This is a genomic window from Acinetobacter sp. 102 (assembly GCF_037028485.1).
GTDB classification, from domain to species: domain Bacteria; phylum Pseudomonadota; class Gammaproteobacteria; order Pseudomonadales; family Moraxellaceae; genus Acinetobacter; species Acinetobacter higginsii.
In genome coordinates this window covers 188438-208578 of record NZ_JAZEZK010000003.1, presented here as the reverse complement: position 1 = coordinate 208578, position 20141 = coordinate 188438, and the positions used below count along the sequence as shown (strand labels likewise).

The window sequence follows — 20141 nt, the reverse complement described above, 5'->3', positions numbered from 1 at the left end:
TATGGCATTCAAAATAAACTCCCAGAAAATTTTCAACCTCAGCCCACCGTCTTTACTCGCGATTGGGTTTCTTAGTTTTATTATTATTGGCACGATATTACTAAAAATGCCGATTGCAAATAAAGGCAATGTCAGTTGGATGGATGCCTTGTTTACAGCAACTTCGGCTGTGACCATTACAGGTTTATCAGTCGTAAACCTAAATGATTCATTCAATCATCTTGGGCAGTTTATTATCCTTTTGTTGATTCAATCGGGTGGTTTAGGTTTTATGACCTTCGCTATATTGGCAGCCTTAAGTCTTGCTCCAAAACTGGGGCTAAAACAACAAATGATGGCGCAAGACAGTTTAGGTCAAACCAGCCTTTCTAAAGTCACCTTTGTTGCCAAAGGCGTCGTGCTGTATACCCTGTTCTTTGAGTTGATTGGCGTCATTATTCTGACAGCCTCGTTTGCTCCAATGTATGGTTTTGATCGCGGCCTTTATTATGCTGTTTTCTATAGTGTCTCAGCTTTTAATAATGCAGGTTTTTCCCTGTTTGATAACAGTCTGATTAACTTTCAAAGCCACTATCTGATTTGTCTCACCATCAGTATGTTATATACCTTAGGCGGGATTGGCTTCTTGGTTCTGATTGATGTTAAACAAAATAAACGCTGGAGCAAGTTGACCCCGAACAGCAAATTGATCCTCAGTACGATTGCAATTTTAAATCTTGTTGCATTTATCTTAATTTGGTTATTAGAGTCAAATAATCCGCTTACCCTAGGTTCGATGAGTTTAGGTGAGCAAGCCATGAATGCATGGTTTCAAGCAACTGTGCCACGGTCTTCAGGATTTAACACCATTGATACAGGTTCAATGGAACATAGTACGGCTTTATTGACCATGTTATTGATGTTTATTGGTGGTGGTTCACTTAGTACGGCTGGTGGTATTAAGGTCGGTACTTTTGTAATTTTATTGCTCTGTGTAATTTCCTTTCTACGCCGTAATGAAGAAATTCGGATTTTTAACCATTCAGTTTCACAAGAAACGACTTATAAAGCACTTGCAGTGACTGCCATTACAGGCATGCTCGTTTTTGTGGGGTGCTTTATTGTTTTCCTGCTTGAGCCAAAATTAGATGTGCTCGATCTGATGTTTGAAGTGGTCTCTGCGGCATGTACTGTAGGACTGTCACGAGGTGCAACAGGTCAGTTGCATGATGGAAGTTTGTTTGTGCTGAGTTTGCTGATGTTTACGGGACGATTAGGGCCGTTAACACTGGCTTATTTAATCGCGACGCCGAAGAAGAGTCGCTTAAAACATGCCAATGCCAATATTCAGATTGGATGATGATCTAAAGGCTGTTCAATCACAATCACTTGTCGACAAATTTCATCACTTTGACGTTGTTGTTCAAACACTGTTTTAGACATCACGTCAAAATGATCACAAAAACTAATGTCGTGTTCATCAATTGAATAAATTAAGGATTGGTTCCCCATACCTTGTAATGTGTCATAAAACACAATCACGAAATGGCCTTGTTCAAAAGCTCGCTGAATCTCTGAATAAGTTAAAGCCGCCTGAATGGGAATCTGAAGACGCTGCGCATCAAGATAACTTTGCTTTTCCCTTTCATCAATATTAGGGTCAGGTGCCGTATAGAATGACACGTCAAACCCTAATTTTTTCAGTGCCACAGCCAAAGCAATGGTAAATGTTCCATCTTCTCGGTCATGACCAGACAAGCGAATCAGATCAGCAATATCAATATGGGTATGATATTGCTTCACGATTAACCAGAGTGCAAAGACACCACAATTTGCTTCAAGCTGTAATAAGGACTCTGGAATATTTAAACTCATTTAGTACCAGTTCATTAAAGATACACCCAAGCCGACATAGGTCGCTCGGTGGTTATAATCAATCAAGCTCTCGCCATAGCCATCAAATATTTGAAAATGACCGCGTAATTTATCTTTAATTGGGAAAGCCCAGTCAAACTGAACCGCACCATGTGAACGATCACCACCTTTTAATGAATGGCGTAACATCAAAGAAAAATCATTATTACCCTTACGGTAAAATGCGGTTAAATCACCACGACCGATATAATCCTTAATATCAGGGTTATTATCATCTTTGGCTTCTTCCTCTACCCGATACCAAGGACGAACCATCAAGGCGAAATTATCTTTTTCAAACCCAAGATTGAAAATGACACGATTCCAACTACGCGATAAAGGATCAGAACGACCATTAGACTGATGGTTCAAGGTCACACCAAGCAAACGAGCATTGAGACCTAAAATTTCATAATTGGTTCTAAACATCAAACTCGCTTCAGGCTCATAATTGGTCTCACGGAATGGTCTTGATTCCTCTGAGTTATAAACTTGCCAACGTGAAGATTGCGTATAACCCAACCAGAGATCACCATTATTACCAAAGATGTTTTCCCAAGCTTTGGTCTTAAACGAAAGCTGGAACTTTGCTTCGCTCGAGGTCAACTCTTGCTTATTTTTGACGGTATTTTCAGGGTTCGGACTGCTTGGAAATTCATTTTTATCACTGGTCCAGAACACTGGTAACAGATAAACCGGTTGATAAGCACGAATATTCCATACCCCCAATTTACTTTCTTCTGACAATTCCCAACGGCGATCGAGTAATGAAACATTTGGATCAAATTTTGGTGCAGCGCCTAATATATGCAAGTCACTGACCTTTTGAACCACCTTATCTTTCAACGACTCTGGTTTGGCTGGTTCACTCGATTCAGCCACAGGCATAGCGGCTGCAACCATAGGTGCGGCATCGGTCTGAACTTGAGTTGGAATAATGGTCGGCGCTTTAAAAAGGCTGTCATAACAAGCCAGACGCTCAGCATTTGCGGCCAAGGCCACACAGGCATCAACGGTTGCAGGACTTGCCGGTGCTGTCGCTTCAGCATGTGACAACGATGTCGCTAAAGAGCCAAGTATCGCAAGGATACTCAGCTCCAAATGACTACGTTCAAAAGATTTGAACGCCATAGATTTCTCCGATTTTTATTTTACTAATTAACTTGCTGGATATTAAATCCAAGTTTCTGCAATTCTTCACGTTTCGCAAATGGCGCAACCACCGCTTTCACTGGTTTTTGAGCCAATAGATATTGCTTCGCAACACGCTGCAAATCCTCCAAGCCCACGTTAAGTAAACGTTCTCGTAAGATTTTACGGAATTTTGGCGTACGTGCATGCAATAAGGCATAACATGCGGTAATTGCTTCCCCGGCTGGTGAGCCTGGTTTATCCATACCAGCCACTAACCCTAGAATTGCTTCTTCGAGTTGATGCGGTTGTTGTTCGGTATTAAGTAACCATTGCACACTGGCTTCAAAATCATTAAACGTTTCCGCTAGACGTGGATCACGATAGCTATAGAAACGGAATGAGCACGCATTGCCATCATAACTTGCACCACCACCATATGCACCGCCTTTTTCGCGAATGGCACTATGCAAGAAACCATTACGTAAATAAGCTGCCAATACCATCAAAGGTGCTGCATCAGGGTGTGCGACATCAACTGCTTGATAAGCAGATGAACAGAACTGAACATTCGCTTGAATTAACCATGCTTCATCATCTGAAGTATTGACCTGTTCTACTTGCGTTAAAGTGACAGGTGTTTTATCAACAACCAACTTATCCCAAACGTTTTGAACTTCTTCAACTAAACGATCAGATTGATGTTCTTCACATACCAACAAGAATTGTTTAGGTGCTTGCAGCAACTTACGATGAATCGACTGTAATTCAGTAATCAATGCTTGATAAGCGCTATCATCTTGATCAATTTTCGCAACCAAGTCACTGAGCCAGTTTAATGCGCCTAAACCCGTATTGTGATAATCACGGCGAGCAAGTGCGCTCATTTGACGTGAGGCAGCTTGCATTGCATAACTATGACCAGAGCCAGATAAACGTGATTGCCAGCGAGTTTTGCGTTGCTGCAATAACTCGATGATACGGTCTTTCTCATCAAAACGGAGTTGCTCAAATGCCAATTTTAATAATTGAATTGCATCTAGTTTTTGCGTCAGTGATTTTGTCGTCAGCGTGAGCCATGCACTAATACGGTCTTTGTCATCGACCTTGCTGCGCAATGATGCCCCCATACCTAAACCACCACTTACTGCGGTTTGGATTTGCTGGAATTCCAAATAATCGTACTCACCCGCACCAACTTCTCCCATTAGAATTGAGAGTAAATTGAAGTATGGAGATTGCACGATTTCATCAGGAATCTGAATCAATACTTGTTGGTAATAAATACCATTGGTTCCTGCATGATATAAATTCAACGGCGTATCTAAGCCATTGCAAATAATTTCACGTAGTTGACCTTGCACAATTTGCAATTCAGCAGGTACATCTTCTAAACCAACTTTTGGTAACAATTCAAGATCATCTGGTGTGTCTTGGCGTTGCTTTAATGCAGCCGTTTTTTCTTGGATTTCAACTTTCTGCGCATCCGTCAGATGAGCTGTAATCTCAGCCAAACGTGCTTGTTCAGCCTGTTGCTCTTTCACTGATTTCGTTGCATCAGGTACTAAAGTCATTTGTACACGGTGCGGATTATCCAACAAGTGGGTTTGAATCAAGTTTGATAACCACATCGGGTCTTTTAACTCTTCTTTCACTTGTTCAATCGCAGAGTCTACATCCCAGACATGAACTGGATCGCTATGATGAATCGCACTACCTAGCCCATTCAAAATCAGACTGAGACCATACGGTGTTCCATCACCATTGATTTCACGTTGATGTAATTCAATTTGATGAAGAATGGCATCAACAAAATCAGTATCTACTGGCTTAGAAGCAACCTCTTTCAGAATATCGAGAATGCCATTTTTAAATGTTTCTGCATGTTCAGCATTAGAGCCTTGAACTCCACAATAGAAGGTCATTTCAAAGTTGCTGTCATCAACTCCCATTAAAGGACCTGTTGATTGTGCATAACCACAAGTTTCTAAGTAATGGCGTAAAGGTGAAGCAGAATTTTCTAATAGAATTCCCTCAACCAAACGCATACCTAGACGTAATTTAGTATCACTGGTTTCAGGTAGCAACCACGACATGACATGGTAAGTCTTGTCTTTCAGATCTTCACTATCGACCGCATAGCTTTCAGTTACTTCTACAGGTGCAGTTAACCGCTTTTCTGGTTTTGAATATAAAGTTGTCCCTTGAGAAAACTTATGTAGAGCTAATTTCTCAAATTGCTCTTGCAGGTCATACGCACTTTGATTGCCAAAGGTCATGAACACGGCATTACTTGGGTGATAGTGAATTTTATAAAAATCCACCAACTGCTCATAGCTTAGGTCTGGAATATCTTTAGGATCGCCACCAGAATTGTAGTGATAGGTCGTTTCTGGGAATAAATGATGTGCAAGCTGATGATATAGCTGATCTGAAGGAGAGCTCATCGCTCCTTTCATTTCATTAAATACCACACCTTTATAAACGGCTTGATCATTTTCCAGCTCAATACGGATGCCTTCTTGCGCAAAATCCAAAGGATTTAAATTCGCGGCAAAGGCAGCATCTAAATACACAGACAATAAGTTTTGAAAGTCTTTTTTGTTCTGTGTTGCAAAAGGATAAGCCGTCCAATCTGCTGCTGTGAATGCATTCATAAATGTATTCAAAGAACGACGGATCATCAAAAAGAAAGGATCACGTACAGGGAACTTTTCAGAACCACAGAGTGCCGTATGTTCTAAAATATGTGCAGCGCCTTTGGAATCCATCGGCTGCGTTCTAAATGCCACCAAGAACACATTTTCATCATGCGTTGTGGCTAAATGGTAGTGAACTGCACCAGTCACTTTGTGCTTATATTCTGAAACTTGAATATCGAGTGCTTCTACATGGTGTTGACGTAATAGCTGAAACGCGGGATGTGTGGTTTGAGTAATGCTTTCAGTAACATCTACAGTCATGTGATCTCCAATTTATCTCTATTAAATTCATTACAATTGATTATAGAGAGTCTACCGAAGAATACGTATCGATATCCATGTAAATTACTATGTTTTTGTAGAAAAATGCAGCGGCTAATCCAAAACAGCGTTTCATAAAATCTTATAAAAATTGCAATGTACCGACACGATAGATTGATATCCCCGACTTTGATAGAAGTGAGCCGCCTGTGTGGTATCTGTGAATAGCTCAAGTCGCTCAAAATAAGTCTTTACGTATTGTTCAATATGCATCAATAAATAAGTACCTATTTTTTTATCACGATAATCTGGATGGATATAGAAACGACGTAAACGCCCAACTCGCTGCGATTCGGCAAAAGGGTCTTGATTCAGTCCAGCTACGGCAATCAAACGATCATGCTGATCATACACAACAAAAAGTGCTTCTCCGATCTGATCAAAACAATTGGTACCTGATTGAAATTCTTGTTTTAATCTATTTAAGAAGCGAAAGCCCTGACGTTCTGAATATTGGATCAAAACATCGATTTGTGCAGGCAATTCCAGGCTTCTTTCAATCCTAAAGTGGTCTGGCCTCATTTTCTTCCCTTTATTTATTTCACGATGACCCTATGCTTTGCTGAATTTTCTTCAACAAACTACTGTAATCCGTAGCATTCGTGTAAACTTTGCTTTTTGATTTTTACTGTGATGACAAACATGGCAACTGTTGATCTTTTTGCAATTGGTAATGCACTCATTGACCAAGAATTTAAGGTTTCAAATGAGTTTCTAACGCAACAAGGATTGCCAAAAGGTACAATGCATTTGGCCGATGGTGAAACACAGGCAAATTTATATCAAAAATTACAAGATACTCAAAGCTACAAGGGCCAAGCCAGTGGTGGTTCAGCTGCGAATACAACCGTTGCTTTTAGTGCCTTAGGTGGTACTGCATTTTATGGTTGCCGTGTAGGGAATGATGAACTCGGTCGCATTTATCTCGATGGCTTAAACGAAGCAGGCATCAAAACCACAACACAATCAATCAGTGAAGGCGTTACAGGTACTTGTATGGTGCTGATCAGCCCAGATTCAGAACGTACCATGCAAACCTATCTTGGGATTACCGCTGAATTATCCGACGAGCAAATCGACCTTGAACCGCTTAAAACCGCAAAATGGCTGTATATTGAAGGTTACTTATCAACCAGCGATACCGCACGTGTTGCAGTTAAGCAGGCACGTGAACTGGCTAAAGCACACGGCGTTAAAATTGCATTATCACTCTCCGATCCTGCAATGGTGCAATATGCACGTCAAGGTTTGGTCGAACTCTTAGATGATGGTGTAGATCTGTTATTCTGTAATGAGCAAGAAGCGCTCATGTTTACCGAAACAGACAATCTTGATGCGGCAATTGAAAGCCTAAAATTAAAAAATCAACATATTGTGATTACACAAGGCGCTAAAGGTGCTGTGATTGTTGATCAAGTACACCATTTCCATGTCAATGGTCGTACAGTTGAAGCCGTAGATACCAATGGTGCTGGCGATGCATTCTCTGGTGCATTTTTATATGCAATCAATGCTGGTTTAAGCTTGGAAGCTGCAGCACAACTTGCTATTTTGATCTCAAGTGAAGTGGTTGCTCAATATGGACCACGTTTAAGCGTGGACAATTACGCTAAACTCTTTGAACAATTCCAAAAAGCTCAACAGGAATGTGCATAACATGGAAAAGATTTGCATGACTGAAGAAGTCCCTGAACGTGAGTCTCGTGCATACGACACCATGAAAGGGACCACGATTTTTATTACTCAAAAAGATGGCAGCTTCTATGCCTATCAAAATGTTTGCCCACACTTGCAAACTGAACTTGAGTATTTAGAAAATCAGTTCTTGGACCAAGATAAAGAATATATTCAATGTTCTACTCATGGCGCACTATTTTCAGTCGAAACAGGTGAATGTATTTCAGGCCCATGTCTAGGTGAATTCCTTGAGAAAGTAAATTTGGAAGTCCACTCAGATGGTGGTATCTATATTGATTAAGCCCTAGATCATGAATTCTGCGATGACTGAGTTTTTCCTCAATTACTATCTGATGCCATTTCATATGAGTGTCGTGGCTTTAATTGTGCTCAGCATTGCAGAAACCATCGGGATTGTCATTGGCTTAAGACCAAGTCAATTGGTTCAAAAGCTCACCCCAGATTGGTTACTGAATTCACCTCTACTCGACGCGAAATTTTCTAAATACCTGATCTTTGTTTTTTTACTGATTAATTTTAGTTTTGCAGGCTATTTTCTGGAACTGTCGTTCTTTGCTTTGCAGCACTACTTCATTTCACCTTACTATTTATTTGTTCCAGCACTGATCATCGATATTTTCTTTACCGTATTTATGATTCACTGCCTAGATCAGGTGATCAAACCCAAAGTCACTCATACCCATACCAATTTGGTTGGTCGGTTAGCCACAATCTCAACTGGAAATGCGCGCCCTGGTTTCTCAGCTCAGGCACGTGTGCGTGATGAGTTCGGACAACTCTATTATGTACAAGTTGAACCTGAGTACGGTGAATTGGAATTACAGTCCCAAGTGTTGTTAATTAGCCAAAAATCAAACTCACACTATCTGGCGAAAAAAATATCTCTCTCAAATAACTTATTCGCACCAGACTGATTTTTGTCTCAAAATTGCGATTGAGTAGAGAAAAACAGTAATTTTTACATTTTATTACAAATATATCCTGCAAAAGTTTTGAATTTAGCTCTTCCCTTCTTGTTGTTTTCATGATCTCACTGGCACAAAAAACACAACAGTGATACCTATCACATTTTTTAGAATAATCTCTACCTATACACTAGGTTTTGTAGAGACTTCATTGTAAGAATTATTTAATTATGTAATTAAAACGATAAGTCACTGTATATATTATTAATTTTATATTCATACTATTTTAGTTGGTTTAATATTTATTTAATTCAGTATAAACCTTATCTTTTTAATCAGATTTAAAAATATAAATACAACCGTTTCAATCAGATTTAAAAATTAATCCAGATTATTTTAGTTGGTTAAAATAATTATTTTAAATATTTTAACAAAAATAGAATATCCATATGATTTAAAACAAATATTTAATTTTAAATTATTTAAAAATACTAAAGGTTTATTTTCAATGAATTTTATTTAATAATGTTTTACATCTTCTTTAAATATGAGGCTAGGTTCTATGAACACGAGTTCTCAAGATCCAAATCGGCGACTCATCAGAGAAATCACGATTATTCTTATTATTAAAGTTGTACTTCTCTTGGTGATTAAACACATCTGGTTTGATGCGCCAACGATTCCAAAAGATTTTAACAATGAAGTTGCCGAGCGTATTGCTGGCGACATGTCCAAAACTCAGGAGACACGTTGATGATTTCTGAAAGCGTGGTCGATCTTTCGCGGTTCCAATTTGCAATGACCGCAATGTATCACTTTCTTTTCGTCCCTCTAACTTTAGGTCTAGCTTTTATTCTTGCCATCATGGAAACCACCTATGTGATTTCAGGCAAAGAAATTTATAAAGATATGACCAAATTCTGGGGGAAACTCTTCGGGATTAACTTTGCCTTAGGGGTAACCACTGGTCTGACTATGGAATTCCAGTTCGGTACCAACTGGGCTTATTATTCTCACTATGTAGGCGATATTTTCGGGGCACCGCTTGCAATCGAAGGCTTAATGGCTTTCTTCCTAGAATCCACCTTTATTGGTTTATTCTTCTTTGGCTGGGATCGTCTATCTAAAGTACAGCACTTAGGTGTAACTTGGTTGGTGGCGATTGGCTCGAATATGTCTGCCTTGTGGATTCTCATCGCCAATGGTTGGATGCAAAACCCAGTCGGTGCTGCATTTAACTACGAAACCATGCGTATGGAACTGGTGGACTTTGGTGCGCTGATCTTTAACCCTGTGGCGCAAGTCAAATTTGTACATACGGTTTCTGCGGGTTATGTCACTGGTGCAATCTTTGTACTCGCCATCTCAAGCTATTACTTATTAAAGAAACGTGATTTACCTTTTGCACGCCGCTCATTCGCCATCGCTGCAATCTTCGGTTTAGCCTCAACATTATCTGTAATTCTACTCGGTGATGAATCTGGTTATGAACTCGGTGATGTTCAAAAAACCAAACTTGCTGCAATCGAAGCAGAATGGCATACCGAGCCTGCACCTGCTGCATTCACCTTATTTGGTCTCCCAAATCAGCAGGAAATGCGTACCGACTATGCAATTAAAATTCCTTATGTGATGGGGATTATTGCAACACGTTCTACCGATAAAGAAGTAACGGGTTTACGTGACTTGATGAAAGAACATGAAGTACGTATCCGTAACGGTATGGTGGCCTATAGCGAGTTAGAAAAACTGCGTGCAGGTGACCGTTCTCCTGACTTATTGGCTTCATTTGAGAAAAATCAAAAAGACTTAGGTTATGGCCTACTCTTGAAAAAATATTCTCCAAATGTGGTTGATGCGACTGAAGAACACATCCAAGCTGCAACTAAAGATACTATTCCAAACGTCGCGGCACTGTTCTTCTCTTTCCGTGCCATGGTTGCTTCTGGCTTCCTCATGCTGTTGTTATTCCTGTTCGCGACGTGGGCTGTGGCAAAACGTAATGCCGAAGATAAACCTTGGTTACTCAAATTTGCTTTGTTTGCTCTCCCTCTCCCATGGATTGCAGCTCAAACAGGTTGGTATGTAGCTGAAGGTGGTCGTCAGCCATGGTCGATTGGTGAAATCTTACCAACACACCTCTCTGCATCAAGCGTCAGCGCTGGTGATGTGTGGGGCTCGATTATTGCGCTTGCAGCGTTCTATACCGTACTACTCATTATTGAAATGTACTTAATGATCAAATTTGCTCGTTTAGGTCCAAGTTCTTTGCATACTGGTAAATATCATTTTGAAAAACTAGAAGCAAAAACTGGGGAGGCTCAATCATGATCGAATATGAACTCCTAAAAATTATCTGGTGGGTGCTCGTTGGTGTACTACTGATTGGCTTTGCACTTACCGATGGTTTCGATATGGGCTCAATGGCACTGATGCCATTTGTAGGTAAAACTGACTCTGAACGCCGTGCTGCAATCAATACCATCGCACCACACTGGGATGGTAACCAAGTCTGGTTTATTACAGCAGGTGGTGCACTGTTTGCTGCTTGGCCAATGGTCTATGCAGTTGCCTTCTCTGGCATGTATTGGGCCTTATTACTGGTGCTATTTGCCCTGTTCCTGCGACCCGTCGGTTTCGACTATCGCTCTAAATTAGAGAATACCCAATGGCGTACCTCTTGGGACTGGGGCTTATGTATCGGTGGTGCTGTTCCAGCGCTGGTGTTTGGCGTAGCATTCGGTAACTTGTTCCTCGGCGTACCCTTTAGCTTAGATGACACGTTACGTTCGCAATATACTGGTAGCTTCTTTGCACTATTGAATCCGTTTGCACTGATTTGCGGTATTGTCAGCCTATCAATGCTATGTGCGCATGGCGGTGCTTGGTTGATGCTACGTACCGATGGCAATTTGCATAACCGTTCTGCCAAAGCAACACAAATCATGGCAATCGTGTTCCTTGTGTGCTTCTTGGCTGCGGGTGCATGGTTATTGTTTGGCAATATCTCAGGTTATAGCTATGCAACTGCGGTCAATACCAACGCTGCGCTGAATCCGCTTGCGAAAGATGTGGTGACCAATGCCAATCATGGTTGGTTAAACAATTATACAACGTATCCGATCACCATGGCTGCACCTATCGCTGCGATCCTCGGTGCGCTATTGGTCATTGTCAGTGCAGCGAAACATAAAGCGGCTGTGAGTTTTACTGGTACAAGCCTGATGATAGTTGGTGCAATTCTCACTGCTGGTTTTGCCTTGTTCCCATTCTTATTACCATCAAGCATTGATCCAACTTCAAGCTTGACCATGTGGGATGCTGTTTCTAGTCATAAAACCCTTGGGGTAATGACCGTTGCTGCATGTATCTTCGTTCCTCTCATTTTGATCTATACCTCTTGGTCATATTACAAAATGTGGGGTGTCATCACCAACAAACATATCGAAGAAAATTCACATAGTTTGTATTAATTAGGAGATATGACATGTGGTATTTTGCATGGATTCTAGGCGTCTTGATGGCATGTTTCGCAGGTGTACTCAGTGCACTGTATATCGAACATCATCAAGATTTAGATGAGGAATAATAGAATGGCTGAAGCAATGACAACACCGAAGAATAGTAAAGCGCAAGTACTTGCAATGACCATTTCGTTTTTGTTGGCATTGCCGCTTGCTGCTATTTTACTGGTCCATCCATCGCTGATGTTGGATGCCAACGGACATTACAATCATAGCTTGCTGATGTTGGTGATGATTGGGATTTCTGGTGGCTTCGTGCATGGGGTTGGGTTTATACCAAGGTTCTGGTTATGGAAATGGTTATTTAGTCCTTATATCGCTTGGCCATTAATGGTGTTGGGCTATTTTATTTGGATTGGAAATTAACCCCTTACACCGACCATAAAAAAAGCTGCCCGTTAATCTGGCAGCTTTTTTTATTTACGAGACACTCAAAGCTAAAAAATTTGATCAAGCTTAAACTGACTCATTCTGCCTTACTCGATGTTTGAGCTTGCTCAACATTTTCAGACTGATCAATTTGAGCCTGTTCAGTGTGATCAATAGCTGTTGCATCAGAAAACTCTTCAGTATTTTGCTCTACCTGCTTCGGTGTATCTGTTATTTGCTGATACTTTGACACTGCACTTTCTTTTAAGTTCTGAACTTGCTCACTCTCCAAAATGCGTTTACTTGTATCTAATGCTTTATTGGCAAGTGCTTTTGAACCATCAACTAAACTGGTTTTTGCTGAACCCAAAAGTGCTGTTAAATGCTCAGCACTATCGGTATGAAAATCTTTTAGAATGTGTTGTTCCGTATTTTCAACTGAAAAATCCAAATAGGGTGCTTCAGAAAATTTGAGTGCATTCGCAATAAAAACAGTTGGGATAGAACCTCGTTTGGTATTGTATTCTCGAACGTAATGGTTAAACGTTTCGCGTTGATGACCAATCTCATCTTCAACAGCTTTGATACTTTGCATTAAACTTTGATATTGTTCGTTTGCTTTAAGATCTGGGTAACGCTGAACTAGACCCTGAATTCCCATCAAAGCCACCTGAGATTCACGCTGCCCAGAAACAATCTCGTTTGCCTTGGTTGCATCTTTAGAAATAGTCAGATGCAAGAGTTGCTCCCCATCTTGATAGTTCTTTACCACATCAATTAACTGATTAATCAGATTCACTTTCTTTTGCAAAGATACAGAAATATTTGAAAGACTTGATTTAATAAACTCTGCTTTCGCTTGCAAACTATTATATGCTTTGAATAGCAGATAAATCACAATTAAAACAACAAACAATACAATCCAAAACATACCACCCTCAATCTATTTTCTCATTATTTAAAATCATGCAAAATATTCCATCAATTGAATCAATATTTTAAATTTTCATGATCATCTTAAATAAAGCAAAGGGATAAAACCATCTCAAACATGAGCACTGTATCAAGTCTGTTTAATTTCAGAGTGATTAACAAAATCAGCATAAATACCTGTATTAACAAATGCTTAAGTCATTAAAAAAATCAAAAAACAAGACTTTTTCCAGCCAAAATTAATGCAAAAAAGTCCCATAATGTAAAATAAAATCTAACTTAATATTTTTATCTACTGCTATTTTTATATAAAAGGCTGCCAAATTTGAAAGCCTTTTTTTATGAGCACCTATAGGATTTCACCACTGGCTTCGATTTCAGAACCATTCGTTTTTGTTCTATTCAGGCAATATTCTGTGGATTGAAACACGCCTGCGTAAACAGAAGAATGAACCTACCAGCACCACAACAGCGTAAAGATGTCATGTTTATTGCCAATCTGACCATAGGTGCTTGCTTAGGTTGTATGTTAGCGATATTTACCAGTATGTTGATTGGTTGATGGACCCATATCATACCATTGCAATTACAAAGTCATAACTATGTATTTATGTATAGCTACTATTTAGCATTTGTTGCTTGTATTTCATACAGTTTTATTATTGGTGCAGCAACGGCTTTAGCTCAACTGTTCTTCGCCATTGCGCTTGTTTTATTACTGATTCCTGCGACTTCTCTACTTGCCTATGTGTTTCCAATTCAAGGACTTTGGTATTCAACAGCTCATTTGATTTGGATTGATATCGTTGCTTTGGTATTTGCTTTAATATTTATACGTTTTTATCAACAAGCCAGAGAGCGTGCTCAAGCTACACCAGTTGGTTCAATTTGGTCTACGCAAAAAAGTTGACCAAGTACCATCGCTTACTGAAAACCAAGCATAACCTCCTGTTCTTAACGCCATGATTGTTCCAATTCATCATGGCTTTTTTATGCATTAAAGAGATTTTTTCATTTCAATCAGTTGAATAGGTACAATGGGTTGCCCTACATCAGCCTCAATTGGATATTCGCTTTTCCGTCCCGTTATTTGGTAACCACGGCGCTGATAATACGCCAACAGTTCAATACGAACATCCAGAACATGCATGACTAAATCACGAATCTTTGGATAATTTTGTGCAATATATAACTCCGCATAATTGAGTAATTCACGCCCATAGCCTTGATTCTGTATGCTTGGATCAATCGCAAAAGTACCTATCTCTATACAATCAGCATTCAAGCTTAATCCAATGCAGGCAATAATCTCATCATTACCTAGTTCACCCACCAATAATTCGAAATTTAGTTGCTGCAATATTTGTTCTAATTGAACTTTACAAATGCGATCGCCTTGTACATACGCTTTTTCAGTTGTCCAACTACGTTCTGATTGTTCTCTATAAGCGATATTAATCAGCTTAACCAATTGTTCCAAATCACTATTCTTTGCTGTTCTAATCTTTAAAGACATTTTTATTTTATTCCACACAAAACAAAGCCGATGAAAACATCGGCTTTGTTATTAAATTTTAGATTAGTTTGTTTGACCAGCTAACCAAGCCATAAATTTTTGGCGCTCAGCTTTAGATGCTTTCTGCCACAATTCTGCCAATTGTTGATCTGTGGTTTTTGCTGTACCGGCTGCCGCTGCTGTTGTTACCGCTACAGGCGCAGTTGCAACTACTTGTGCTGTGGTTCCTGCATAAACAGGTGCAGGTTGATTCGCAGCATTATTCTTATTCTTTTGGGTTAAATCCAAAGTACGGCTTAATAAATTACTGCCAGTAAACCATGGCTGTGCTTCATTATTTGCACCTGTTTGCTGTACCACCAATTTTTTATTTTGATCATACAAAGCAACAGTAGGTTGATCTGCATACTTCTTTGCGGCATCGAAGTTTTTAGGTGCATTGACCAAACCTAGACTATAAGACTGATTGTCTTGTAAATCTGGTGCTTGAATGGTCACAACGCCTGATTTAACGATGTCATGTTCACCATTTAAATGCTCAAAATATTCACGATAGCGAACATTAACAGTTAAATTGCCTGGATCTACTTGATAGTTATTCTTCTTTGATGGAATTAATCCACTATTTACTTCTTGACCATTTACAGCAAGAATCACGATTTCTTCAGGGGCAGTAATAGTGACTGCAGAAAAAACTGAACTACTTAATAATAAACCGAAAGCAGCAACACCAACTCTTAAAGACATTAGACTCTTCTCAGTATAAACAATTTATGAAATCGTAAGCACTATGCTCCGCGATTATGACCATTTTATGACAAAAACCAAAACTGTCTATTGCAACAATTCGGCTTATTTAAGATATATACATCATATATATGGCAAAAGAAAATGACTTTATCTAACATTTTGTTTTGTAAAATAAAAATAACAAATTTTTCTTGTGCCTGCAAAATTCTGACAAAACTGTTAGTTGTCATAAAGCCAAACTATTGTTTTACTGGATCTTCTACAGATAGCTTAATCAAATCTTTTGTGTGCCTGGCGAATTAGTTCATCATATTCATCTGATGTTAGATCCTTCCGTCGATAGATATATATTTCTTTCTCTGAATTAAAACAAAATTTTGTACTGCACCAAAATATTTCTTCAGTCATTGATTCAACGTTGATGAAAGTAAACTTGCTATCATTTAAGTTTGCAAAGAAAACAGATTGCATCATTGAGCCTCAAAATTTCACGTTAAATAGGTTTTTAGACCTTCCAAGCACCTTAGTAAATCCTTAGATTCTTTCTAAAAGAATAGATTTACAGAAAGTTTTCTTCCAAATATTTATCTGGTTAAACAAAAAAATCCCATCAAAAAATTAATCTGATGGGCAAAAGGGGTTCAATTTCAGTCATGTCAGTCTCAACTAAACCCATCGTACTGTAATCAGCTCAAAACAGTACGACTTGTAGAATTTAATAAATAAAATTTGAGCCAACAAGCGTATTTCAAAGAATCTGACAATTACAGAACAATGATTACTGAATGTTTACAGCAATAGTTTTGCCAATAAAAAGCCCCATCAGTTGCAGGGCATAAAAGAAAACCTCCCGAAGGAGGCTTTCTCTTTTTATTGGTTTTTCCAAAAGGCAAAATTTATCGCCCTGTCATATGCTTGCTCTTGTAATTCTGTATATACAAAGAAATGCTGCTCTTCTTTGGTTATAGGATTAATAAGTTTCATTGGTATATAACTATGAGTATCTAAATCATTGGGATCAACATCGAATGTATCTAACTGCTGTTCTCTCCACTCACCACTTAAAACACCACCAACACAAAGCCATTTAGCTGAATTGCCTGTCATATATCACCCTTATAGTTGGTGATAATTTATACCACAGAAAAGCAAAAAGCCCATCTTTTGATGAGCTTTGCCGTTAACTAACTTATTCCCCAATTGGGATTGAGAATTTAAGTTGATTATTTCTCTGATCCAATGGCACCGGATTATGTTTTGCAATTCTTTGCTGATAATCTTTTTCAGAAATTAAACCTCTATTCTTCGCCTTCAAAATTGAGTTGAACTGTTGCTCATGTCCTTGTGCATTCAAAGCATCGAAATGTCTATGTTCCAGATAATATTGGGACCTATCATGAGGACTCATATTAGATGTATGCTGTTGTGCTACGTGCGCTTGCTCTAATTCATAATTACGTTGATTGACACGATCTTGTTCTTGTTGCTTCATCGACTCAAAGAAATCAAACTGTTCACTACTTTTAACCTCTTTATGAGACTCATCATTATTTAGAATTAAAAGTGATTTATCTTTGCTGAAGATATCATCTGCACTATACACCGAACCACAAATTACCGTACTTATAAGAAGAATTACTAATTTTTTCACCAAAAAAACTCAACACAAAATAAATAAAGACAAGTGTATATTTTATTATTTACTCACTATTATTTCAAATTAAATATTAAAAACAAAAACTTATGATTACTATAAAAAATCATAACCCTTTTACTAAAGATCCATGATGATGTAATTCTTATAATTTTTTACTTCATAAGTGAAATAAATTTCCCATAAAAAACCTCCCGAAGGAGGCTTTCTATTTCTTGATTCAATTAAAGATCAGTTCCAATAAACACACTCGAAATAAAGAATTCCGCTTCTTCATCATCAGTTGAATCAAACTCTACCTCAAGGTGAATGACTTCCGCACCAGTCTTGTCTTTGAATTCTGCAAATTTCTTCTCAAGGAAATCTGAAATCTCATTTTCTAATGTTGCTCGTTCTTGGCGATATTGTTCTATTGCTTCTTTCATGATGAATTCCTATTAATCTGAACAACCATAAAAGCAAACTATTATGAAAATAACAAGACAACAAAAAAGCACTTTAAAGTGCTTTTTTAAAAGTAATCTTTGAAACAACTCTAGCAATCATATTATTTATTCTCAACACCTCTTTGTGCAAATCTTTGATAACATCTAAACCCAATACTTTGCCCTATAAATTTTCCATTTAAATCAATCTTTTAAACTAAATGATCTACAATCATTCTTTTTCTATTACCCTCTAACTCAGCATTTTGGATTACCAGTTCTCGCAAAGTATGTACAATGCTGCCCATTTCGTCAGTACTACTTGAAACTCCATTCGTAGAAATAAAAAAAGAGCACTATACACAGTGCTCTTTTTCGCTACCCGTTTTAACTTAGTTAAAAGTTTTGAAACGTGCAGAATCATCCATATATGTTTTCTCGCCTGCCGCTGCTTCGATTGAACCGAATACAAGCTGAGCACGTAATTTCCAGTTTGCTGGAATATCAAAAGTTTCTGCAACTTCTGCATCAACAATTGGATTGTAGTGCTGTAATGATGCACCCACACCAATTTCAGATAAAGCAGTCCATGTTGCGAACTGAGCGATTGCACTTGAATGTTCTGACCATACTGGGAAGTTATCAGCATATAATGCGAATTGCTCTTGTAAGCCTTTTACAACATCTTGATCTTCATAGAATAACGCTGTACCAAAACCAGCAGCAAAGCTATCAATTTTTGCACTTGTATTTGCAAATGCTTCTGCTGGTACCATTTTACGCAAAGTTTCACGTACGATTTCCCAGAATTTAACATGAGAGTTGCCATACAAAGTCACAACACGTGAGGTTTGCGAGTTGAATGATGATGGGCTGTGTTTTACCGCTTCACGGATGGTCTCTTCAATTTTAGTTTGGTCAACTGTAAGGTTTTTACCAATCGCATAAATGGTACGGCGTGATTTAATGCTATTTAAGAAGTTGCTCATGTTGTTATTCCTACCTTTGTGCCCTTTGGGGCGTTATCTTGGATTGAATGTAGTGTATAACGACGCATTTTTTAGGAATAGTCTAAAAAACATGACAGATCGTTTTATTTTTGAAAAAGTCTTATTTTTTATTCGAAATAAAAAACTCCACATGTCGTGGAGTCTTTTTTAACACAATTTAATTACTTATCGGTTTCAAATAATGCAGCAACGAATGATTTAGCTGAGAAAGGACGTAAATCATCAATCTTCTCACCCACACCGATATAACGAATCGGCACATGGGTACGACTTGCAATATTAAATAACACGCCGCCTTTTGCTGTACCATCAAGCTTGGTAATGGTAATCCCAGTTAAGCCAACCGCTTCATCAAACAGCTGAACTTGGTTAATTGCATTTTGCCCCGTACCAGCATCAACGATGAGCATAATTTCATGTGGCGCAGTTGCATCAATCTTTTGCATCACACGCTTCACTTTTTTCAGCTCTTCCATCAAGTTGGCTTTATTCTGCAAACGCCCTGCAGTATCCGCGATCAAGACATCAATGCCTTTAGCACGCGCACTTTCAAAAGCATCAAAAATAACCGAAGCACTGTCTGCACCGTGACCTTGAGCAACCACAGGGATGTCATTACGCTCACCCCAAATTTGCAGTTGTTCAGTCGCTGCCGCACGGAACGTATCACCTGCAGCAAGCATGACTTTCTTGCCTTCGCCTTGTAAACGCTTCGCCAATTTACCAATGGTTGTAGTTTTACCCACGCCATTTACACCGACCATGAGAATCACATAAGGCGATTTGTTAGGATCGATATGCAGTGGTTTAACACGCGGTGCGAGTAAAGCGACTAATTCTTCTTGCAGTGCTTTGTACAACGCATGGGAATAGATCAAATCACCACGAGCTGTTCTTTCAGTCAAATTGGCAATAATGGTTTTGGTTGCATCTACACCAATATCGGCAACCAACATTTGTTCTTCAACTTCTTCTAATAACTCGTCATCAATCTCTTTGCCACCAATCAGGATATTGACCATACCATCGGTGAAACTACGACGTGTTTTAGTCAAACCATCTTTCATGCGGCCAAAGAATCCCGTAGCTTGGGTTTCTTCTTCAACAACAGGTGCTGTTGCTGCAATTGTTACAGGTGCTGGCGTCTCAACTGTAGTTTTTACAACTGGCTCATCAATAATGGGAACATCGACAGCAGGTAAATTCGGTAATGTGACATCATCATCACCAATGTCAGCATCTATCAAGAATTTATTTTGCATATTCGATTGCTGTTGCATGTCGATTCCTTGAGAATAAAGCAGCTTTAA

At 38.9% G+C, this 20141-nt stretch carries 21 protein-coding genes and 1 pseudogene; 10 read left to right on the top strand and 12 right to left on the bottom strand.

The annotated features are described in order from the left end of the window. The first annotated feature begins 1 nt into the window (after position 1). Positions 2 to 1339, top strand: coding sequence for a TrkH family potassium uptake protein (locus WA352_RS04650; protein ID WP_033132884.1), 1338 nt, complete (start codon positions 2 to 4; stop codon positions 1337 to 1339). Here the strand turns inward: WA352_RS04650 and WA352_RS04645 are convergent. The 4 genes from WA352_RS04645 to WA352_RS04630 form a co-directional block, all read right to left on the bottom strand. After that, positions 1327 to 1854, bottom strand: coding sequence for a cysteine peptidase family C39 domain-containing protein (locus WA352_RS04645; RefSeq protein ID WP_005204061.1), 528 nt, complete (start codon positions 1852 to 1854; stop codon positions 1327 to 1329). The genes WA352_RS04650 and WA352_RS04645 overlap by 13 nt on opposite strands. Further along, positions 1855 to 3024: a phospholipase A gene (locus WA352_RS04640; protein ID WP_033132885.1), complete on the bottom strand. Its 1170-nt coding sequence runs from the start codon at positions 3022 to 3024 to the stop codon at positions 1855 to 1857. A 23-nt stretch (positions 3025 to 3047) separates the two neighbouring features. After that, positions 3048 to 5987 (bottom strand): insulinase family protein, encoded by a 2940-nt coding sequence (locus tag WA352_RS04635; RefSeq protein WP_033132886.1) that lies wholly within the window; start codon positions 5985 to 5987, stop codon positions 3048 to 3050. Between the two features lie 132 nt (positions 5988 to 6119). After that, complete coding sequence (locus WA352_RS04630) at positions 6120 to 6569, bottom strand: GNAT family N-acetyltransferase (RefSeq protein ID WP_033132887.1); 450 nt, start codon at positions 6567 to 6569, stop codon at positions 6120 to 6122. Positions 6570 to 6689: 120 nt separating this feature from the next. Between WA352_RS04630 and WA352_RS04625 the strand changes: the two genes are divergently transcribed. The 8 genes from WA352_RS04625 to WA352_RS04590 all read left to right on the top strand — a co-directional run bounded on the left by WA352_RS04625 (position 6690) and on the right by WA352_RS04590 (position 12540). Next, positions 6690 to 7703 (top strand): adenosine kinase, encoded by a 1014-nt coding sequence (locus tag WA352_RS04625; RefSeq protein WP_033132888.1) that lies wholly within the window; start codon positions 6690 to 6692, stop codon positions 7701 to 7703. 16 nt (positions 7704 to 7719) lie between these two features. Further along, a complete protein-coding gene (locus WA352_RS04620) occupies positions 7720 to 8025 on the top strand; it encodes a Rieske (2Fe-2S) protein (protein WP_017402009.1) in 306 nt (101 codons plus the stop codon). A 22-nt stretch (positions 8026 to 8047) separates the two neighbouring features. After that, positions 8048 to 8659, top strand: a complete 612-nt coding sequence (locus WA352_RS04615; RefSeq protein ID WP_162180560.1) for an OB-fold-containig protein — start codon at positions 8048 to 8050, stop codon at positions 8657 to 8659. A gap of 553 nt (positions 8660 to 9212) precedes the next feature. Next, on the top strand, positions 9213 to 9404 hold the full coding sequence (cydP, locus tag WA352_RS04610) for a cytochrome oxidase putative small subunit CydP (protein WP_004806751.1): 192 nt from the start codon (positions 9213 to 9215) through the stop codon (positions 9402 to 9404). Further along, the gene (locus tag WA352_RS04605) at positions 9404 to 10981 is read left to right on the top strand and encodes a cytochrome ubiquinol oxidase subunit I (protein WP_004806748.1); all 1578 of its coding nucleotides are present in this window, start codon (positions 9404 to 9406) and stop codon (positions 10979 to 10981) included. Before cydP ends, WA352_RS04605 begins: the two co-directional genes overlap by 1 nt. Beyond that, positions 10978 to 12123 carry a cytochrome d ubiquinol oxidase subunit II gene (gene cydB / locus WA352_RS04600; protein ID WP_005204073.1) on the top strand — a complete coding sequence of 382 codons (1146 nt, stop codon included), beginning with the start codon at positions 10978 to 10980 and terminating at the stop codon, positions 12121 to 12123. Before WA352_RS04605 ends, cydB begins: the two co-directional genes overlap by 4 nt. 14 nt (positions 12124 to 12137) lie before the next feature. After that, complete coding sequence (cydX, locus tag WA352_RS04595) at positions 12138 to 12239, top strand: cytochrome bd-I oxidase subunit CydX (RefSeq protein WP_004653762.1); 102 nt, start codon at positions 12138 to 12140, stop codon at positions 12237 to 12239. Positions 12240 to 12243: 4 nt separating this feature from the next. Continuing rightward, positions 12244 to 12540: a cyd operon YbgE family protein gene (locus WA352_RS04590; RefSeq protein WP_004806745.1), complete on the top strand. Its 297-nt coding sequence runs from the start codon at positions 12244 to 12246 to the stop codon at positions 12538 to 12540. A 100-nt stretch (positions 12541 to 12640) separates the two neighbouring features. On the opposite strand, the gene WA352_RS04585 is transcribed toward WA352_RS04590, so the two are convergent. Beyond that, positions 12641 to 13474, bottom strand: coding sequence for a LemA family protein (locus WA352_RS04585; protein WP_033132891.1), 834 nt, complete (start codon positions 13472 to 13474; stop codon positions 12641 to 12643). Between the two features lie 389 nt (positions 13475 to 13863). On the opposite strand from WA352_RS04585, the pseudogene WA352_RS04580 reads away from it, so the two are divergent. Continuing rightward, a pseudogene (locus tag WA352_RS04580) lies at positions 13864 to 14420 on the top strand (PepSY domain-containing protein); the annotation flags it as partial. A 53-nt stretch (positions 14421 to 14473) separates the two neighbouring features. On the opposite strand, the gene WA352_RS04575 reads toward WA352_RS04580, so the two are convergent. From WA352_RS04575 to ftsY, 7 genes are all read right to left on the bottom strand, one after another. After that, positions 14474 to 14992 carry a GNAT family N-acetyltransferase gene (locus WA352_RS04575; protein WP_033132893.1) on the bottom strand — a complete coding sequence of 173 codons (519 nt, stop codon included), beginning with the start codon at positions 14990 to 14992 and terminating at the stop codon, positions 14474 to 14476. A gap of 63 nt (positions 14993 to 15055) precedes the next feature. After that, positions 15056 to 15739 (bottom strand): YccT family protein, encoded by a 684-nt coding sequence (locus tag WA352_RS04570; RefSeq protein ID WP_005204082.1) that lies wholly within the window; start codon positions 15737 to 15739, stop codon positions 15056 to 15058. Positions 15740 to 16612: 873 nt separating this feature from the next. Next, positions 16613 to 16849, bottom strand: coding sequence for a hypothetical protein (locus WA352_RS04565; RefSeq protein WP_033132894.1), 237 nt, complete (start codon positions 16847 to 16849; stop codon positions 16613 to 16615). An 82-nt stretch (positions 16850 to 16931) separates the two neighbouring features. Further along, entirely contained in the window at positions 16932 to 17393 is a 462-nt protein-coding gene (locus WA352_RS04560) for a hypothetical protein (protein ID WP_033132895.1), read from the bottom strand. A 227-nt stretch (positions 17394 to 17620) separates the two neighbouring features. Beyond that, entirely contained in the window at positions 17621 to 17821 is a 201-nt protein-coding gene (locus WA352_RS04555; protein ID WP_004806733.1) for a hypothetical protein, read from the bottom strand. Between the two features lie 392 nt (positions 17822 to 18213). Further along, complete coding sequence (locus WA352_RS04550) at positions 18214 to 18810, bottom strand: nitroreductase family protein (RefSeq protein WP_033132896.1); 597 nt, start codon at positions 18808 to 18810, stop codon at positions 18214 to 18216. Between the two features lie 182 nt (positions 18811 to 18992). Then, positions 18993 to 20111, bottom strand: coding sequence for a signal recognition particle-docking protein FtsY (gene ftsY / locus WA352_RS04545; RefSeq protein WP_005212624.1), 1119 nt, complete (start codon positions 20109 to 20111; stop codon positions 18993 to 18995). Between the last annotated feature and the right edge of the window lie 30 nt (positions 20112 to 20141).

Excerpts from the sequence above, each read along its gene's own strand:
- WA352_RS04605 (WP_004806748.1), top strand. The coding sequence starts at position 9,404 with ATGATTTCTGAAAGCGTGGTCGATCTTTCGCGGTTCCAATTTGCAATG.
- WA352_RS04565 (WP_033132894.1), bottom strand. The coding sequence starts at position 16,849 with ATGACAGGCAATTCAGCTAAATGGCTTTGTGTTGGTGGTGTTTTAAGT.
- cydX (WP_004653762.1), top strand. The coding sequence starts at position 12,138 with ATGTGGTATTTTGCATGGATTCTAGGCGTCTTGATGGCATGTTTCGCA.
- WA352_RS04615 (WP_162180560.1), top strand. The coding sequence starts at position 8,048 with ATGACTGAGTTTTTCCTCAATTACTATCTGATGCCATTTCATATGAGT.
- WA352_RS04550 (WP_033132896.1), bottom strand. The coding sequence starts at position 18,810 with ATGAGCAACTTCTTAAATAGCATTAAATCACGCCGTACCATTTATGCG.
- cydB (WP_005204073.1), top strand. The coding sequence starts at position 10,978 with ATGATCGAATATGAACTCCTAAAAATTATCTGGTGGGTGCTCGTTGGT.
- WA352_RS04640 (WP_033132885.1), bottom strand. The coding sequence starts at position 3,024 with ATGGCGTTCAAATCTTTTGAACGTAGTCATTTGGAGCTGAGTATCCTT.
- WA352_RS04570 (WP_005204082.1), bottom strand. The coding sequence starts at position 15,739 with ATGTCTTTAAGAGTTGGTGTTGCTGCTTTCGGTTTATTATTAAGTAGT.
- WA352_RS04620 (WP_017402009.1), top strand. The coding sequence starts at position 7,720 with ATGACTGAAGAAGTCCCTGAACGTGAGTCTCGTGCATACGACACCATG.
- WA352_RS04590 (WP_004806745.1), top strand. The coding sequence starts at position 12,244 with ATGGCTGAAGCAATGACAACACCGAAGAATAGTAAAGCGCAAGTACTT.
- WA352_RS04650 (WP_033132884.1), top strand. The coding sequence starts at position 2 with ATGGCATTCAAAATAAACTCCCAGAAAATTTTCAACCTCAGCCCACCG.
- WA352_RS04645 (WP_005204061.1), bottom strand. The coding sequence starts at position 1,854 with ATGAGTTTAAATATTCCAGAGTCCTTATTACAGCTTGAAGCAAATTGT.
- WA352_RS04575 (WP_033132893.1), bottom strand. The coding sequence starts at position 14,992 with ATGTCTTTAAAGATTAGAACAGCAAAGAATAGTGATTTGGAACAATTG.
- WA352_RS04630 (WP_033132887.1), bottom strand. The coding sequence starts at position 6,569 with ATGAGGCCAGACCACTTTAGGATTGAAAGAAGCCTGGAATTGCCTGCA.
- cydP (WP_004806751.1), top strand. The coding sequence starts at position 9,213 with ATGAACACGAGTTCTCAAGATCCAAATCGGCGACTCATCAGAGAAATC.
- WA352_RS04585 (WP_033132891.1), bottom strand. The coding sequence starts at position 13,474 with ATGTTTTGGATTGTATTGTTTGTTGTTTTAATTGTGATTTATCTGCTA.
- WA352_RS04555 (WP_004806733.1), bottom strand. The coding sequence starts at position 17,821 with ATGAAAGAAGCAATAGAACAATATCGCCAAGAACGAGCAACATTAGAA.
- WA352_RS04625 (WP_033132888.1), top strand. The coding sequence starts at position 6,690 with ATGGCAACTGTTGATCTTTTTGCAATTGGTAATGCACTCATTGACCAA.
- WA352_RS04635 (WP_033132886.1), bottom strand. The coding sequence starts at position 5,987 with ATGACTGTAGATGTTACTGAAAGCATTACTCAAACCACACATCCCGCG.
- ftsY (WP_005212624.1), bottom strand. The coding sequence starts at position 20,111 with ATGCAACAGCAATCGAATATGCAAAATAAATTCTTGATAGATGCTGAC.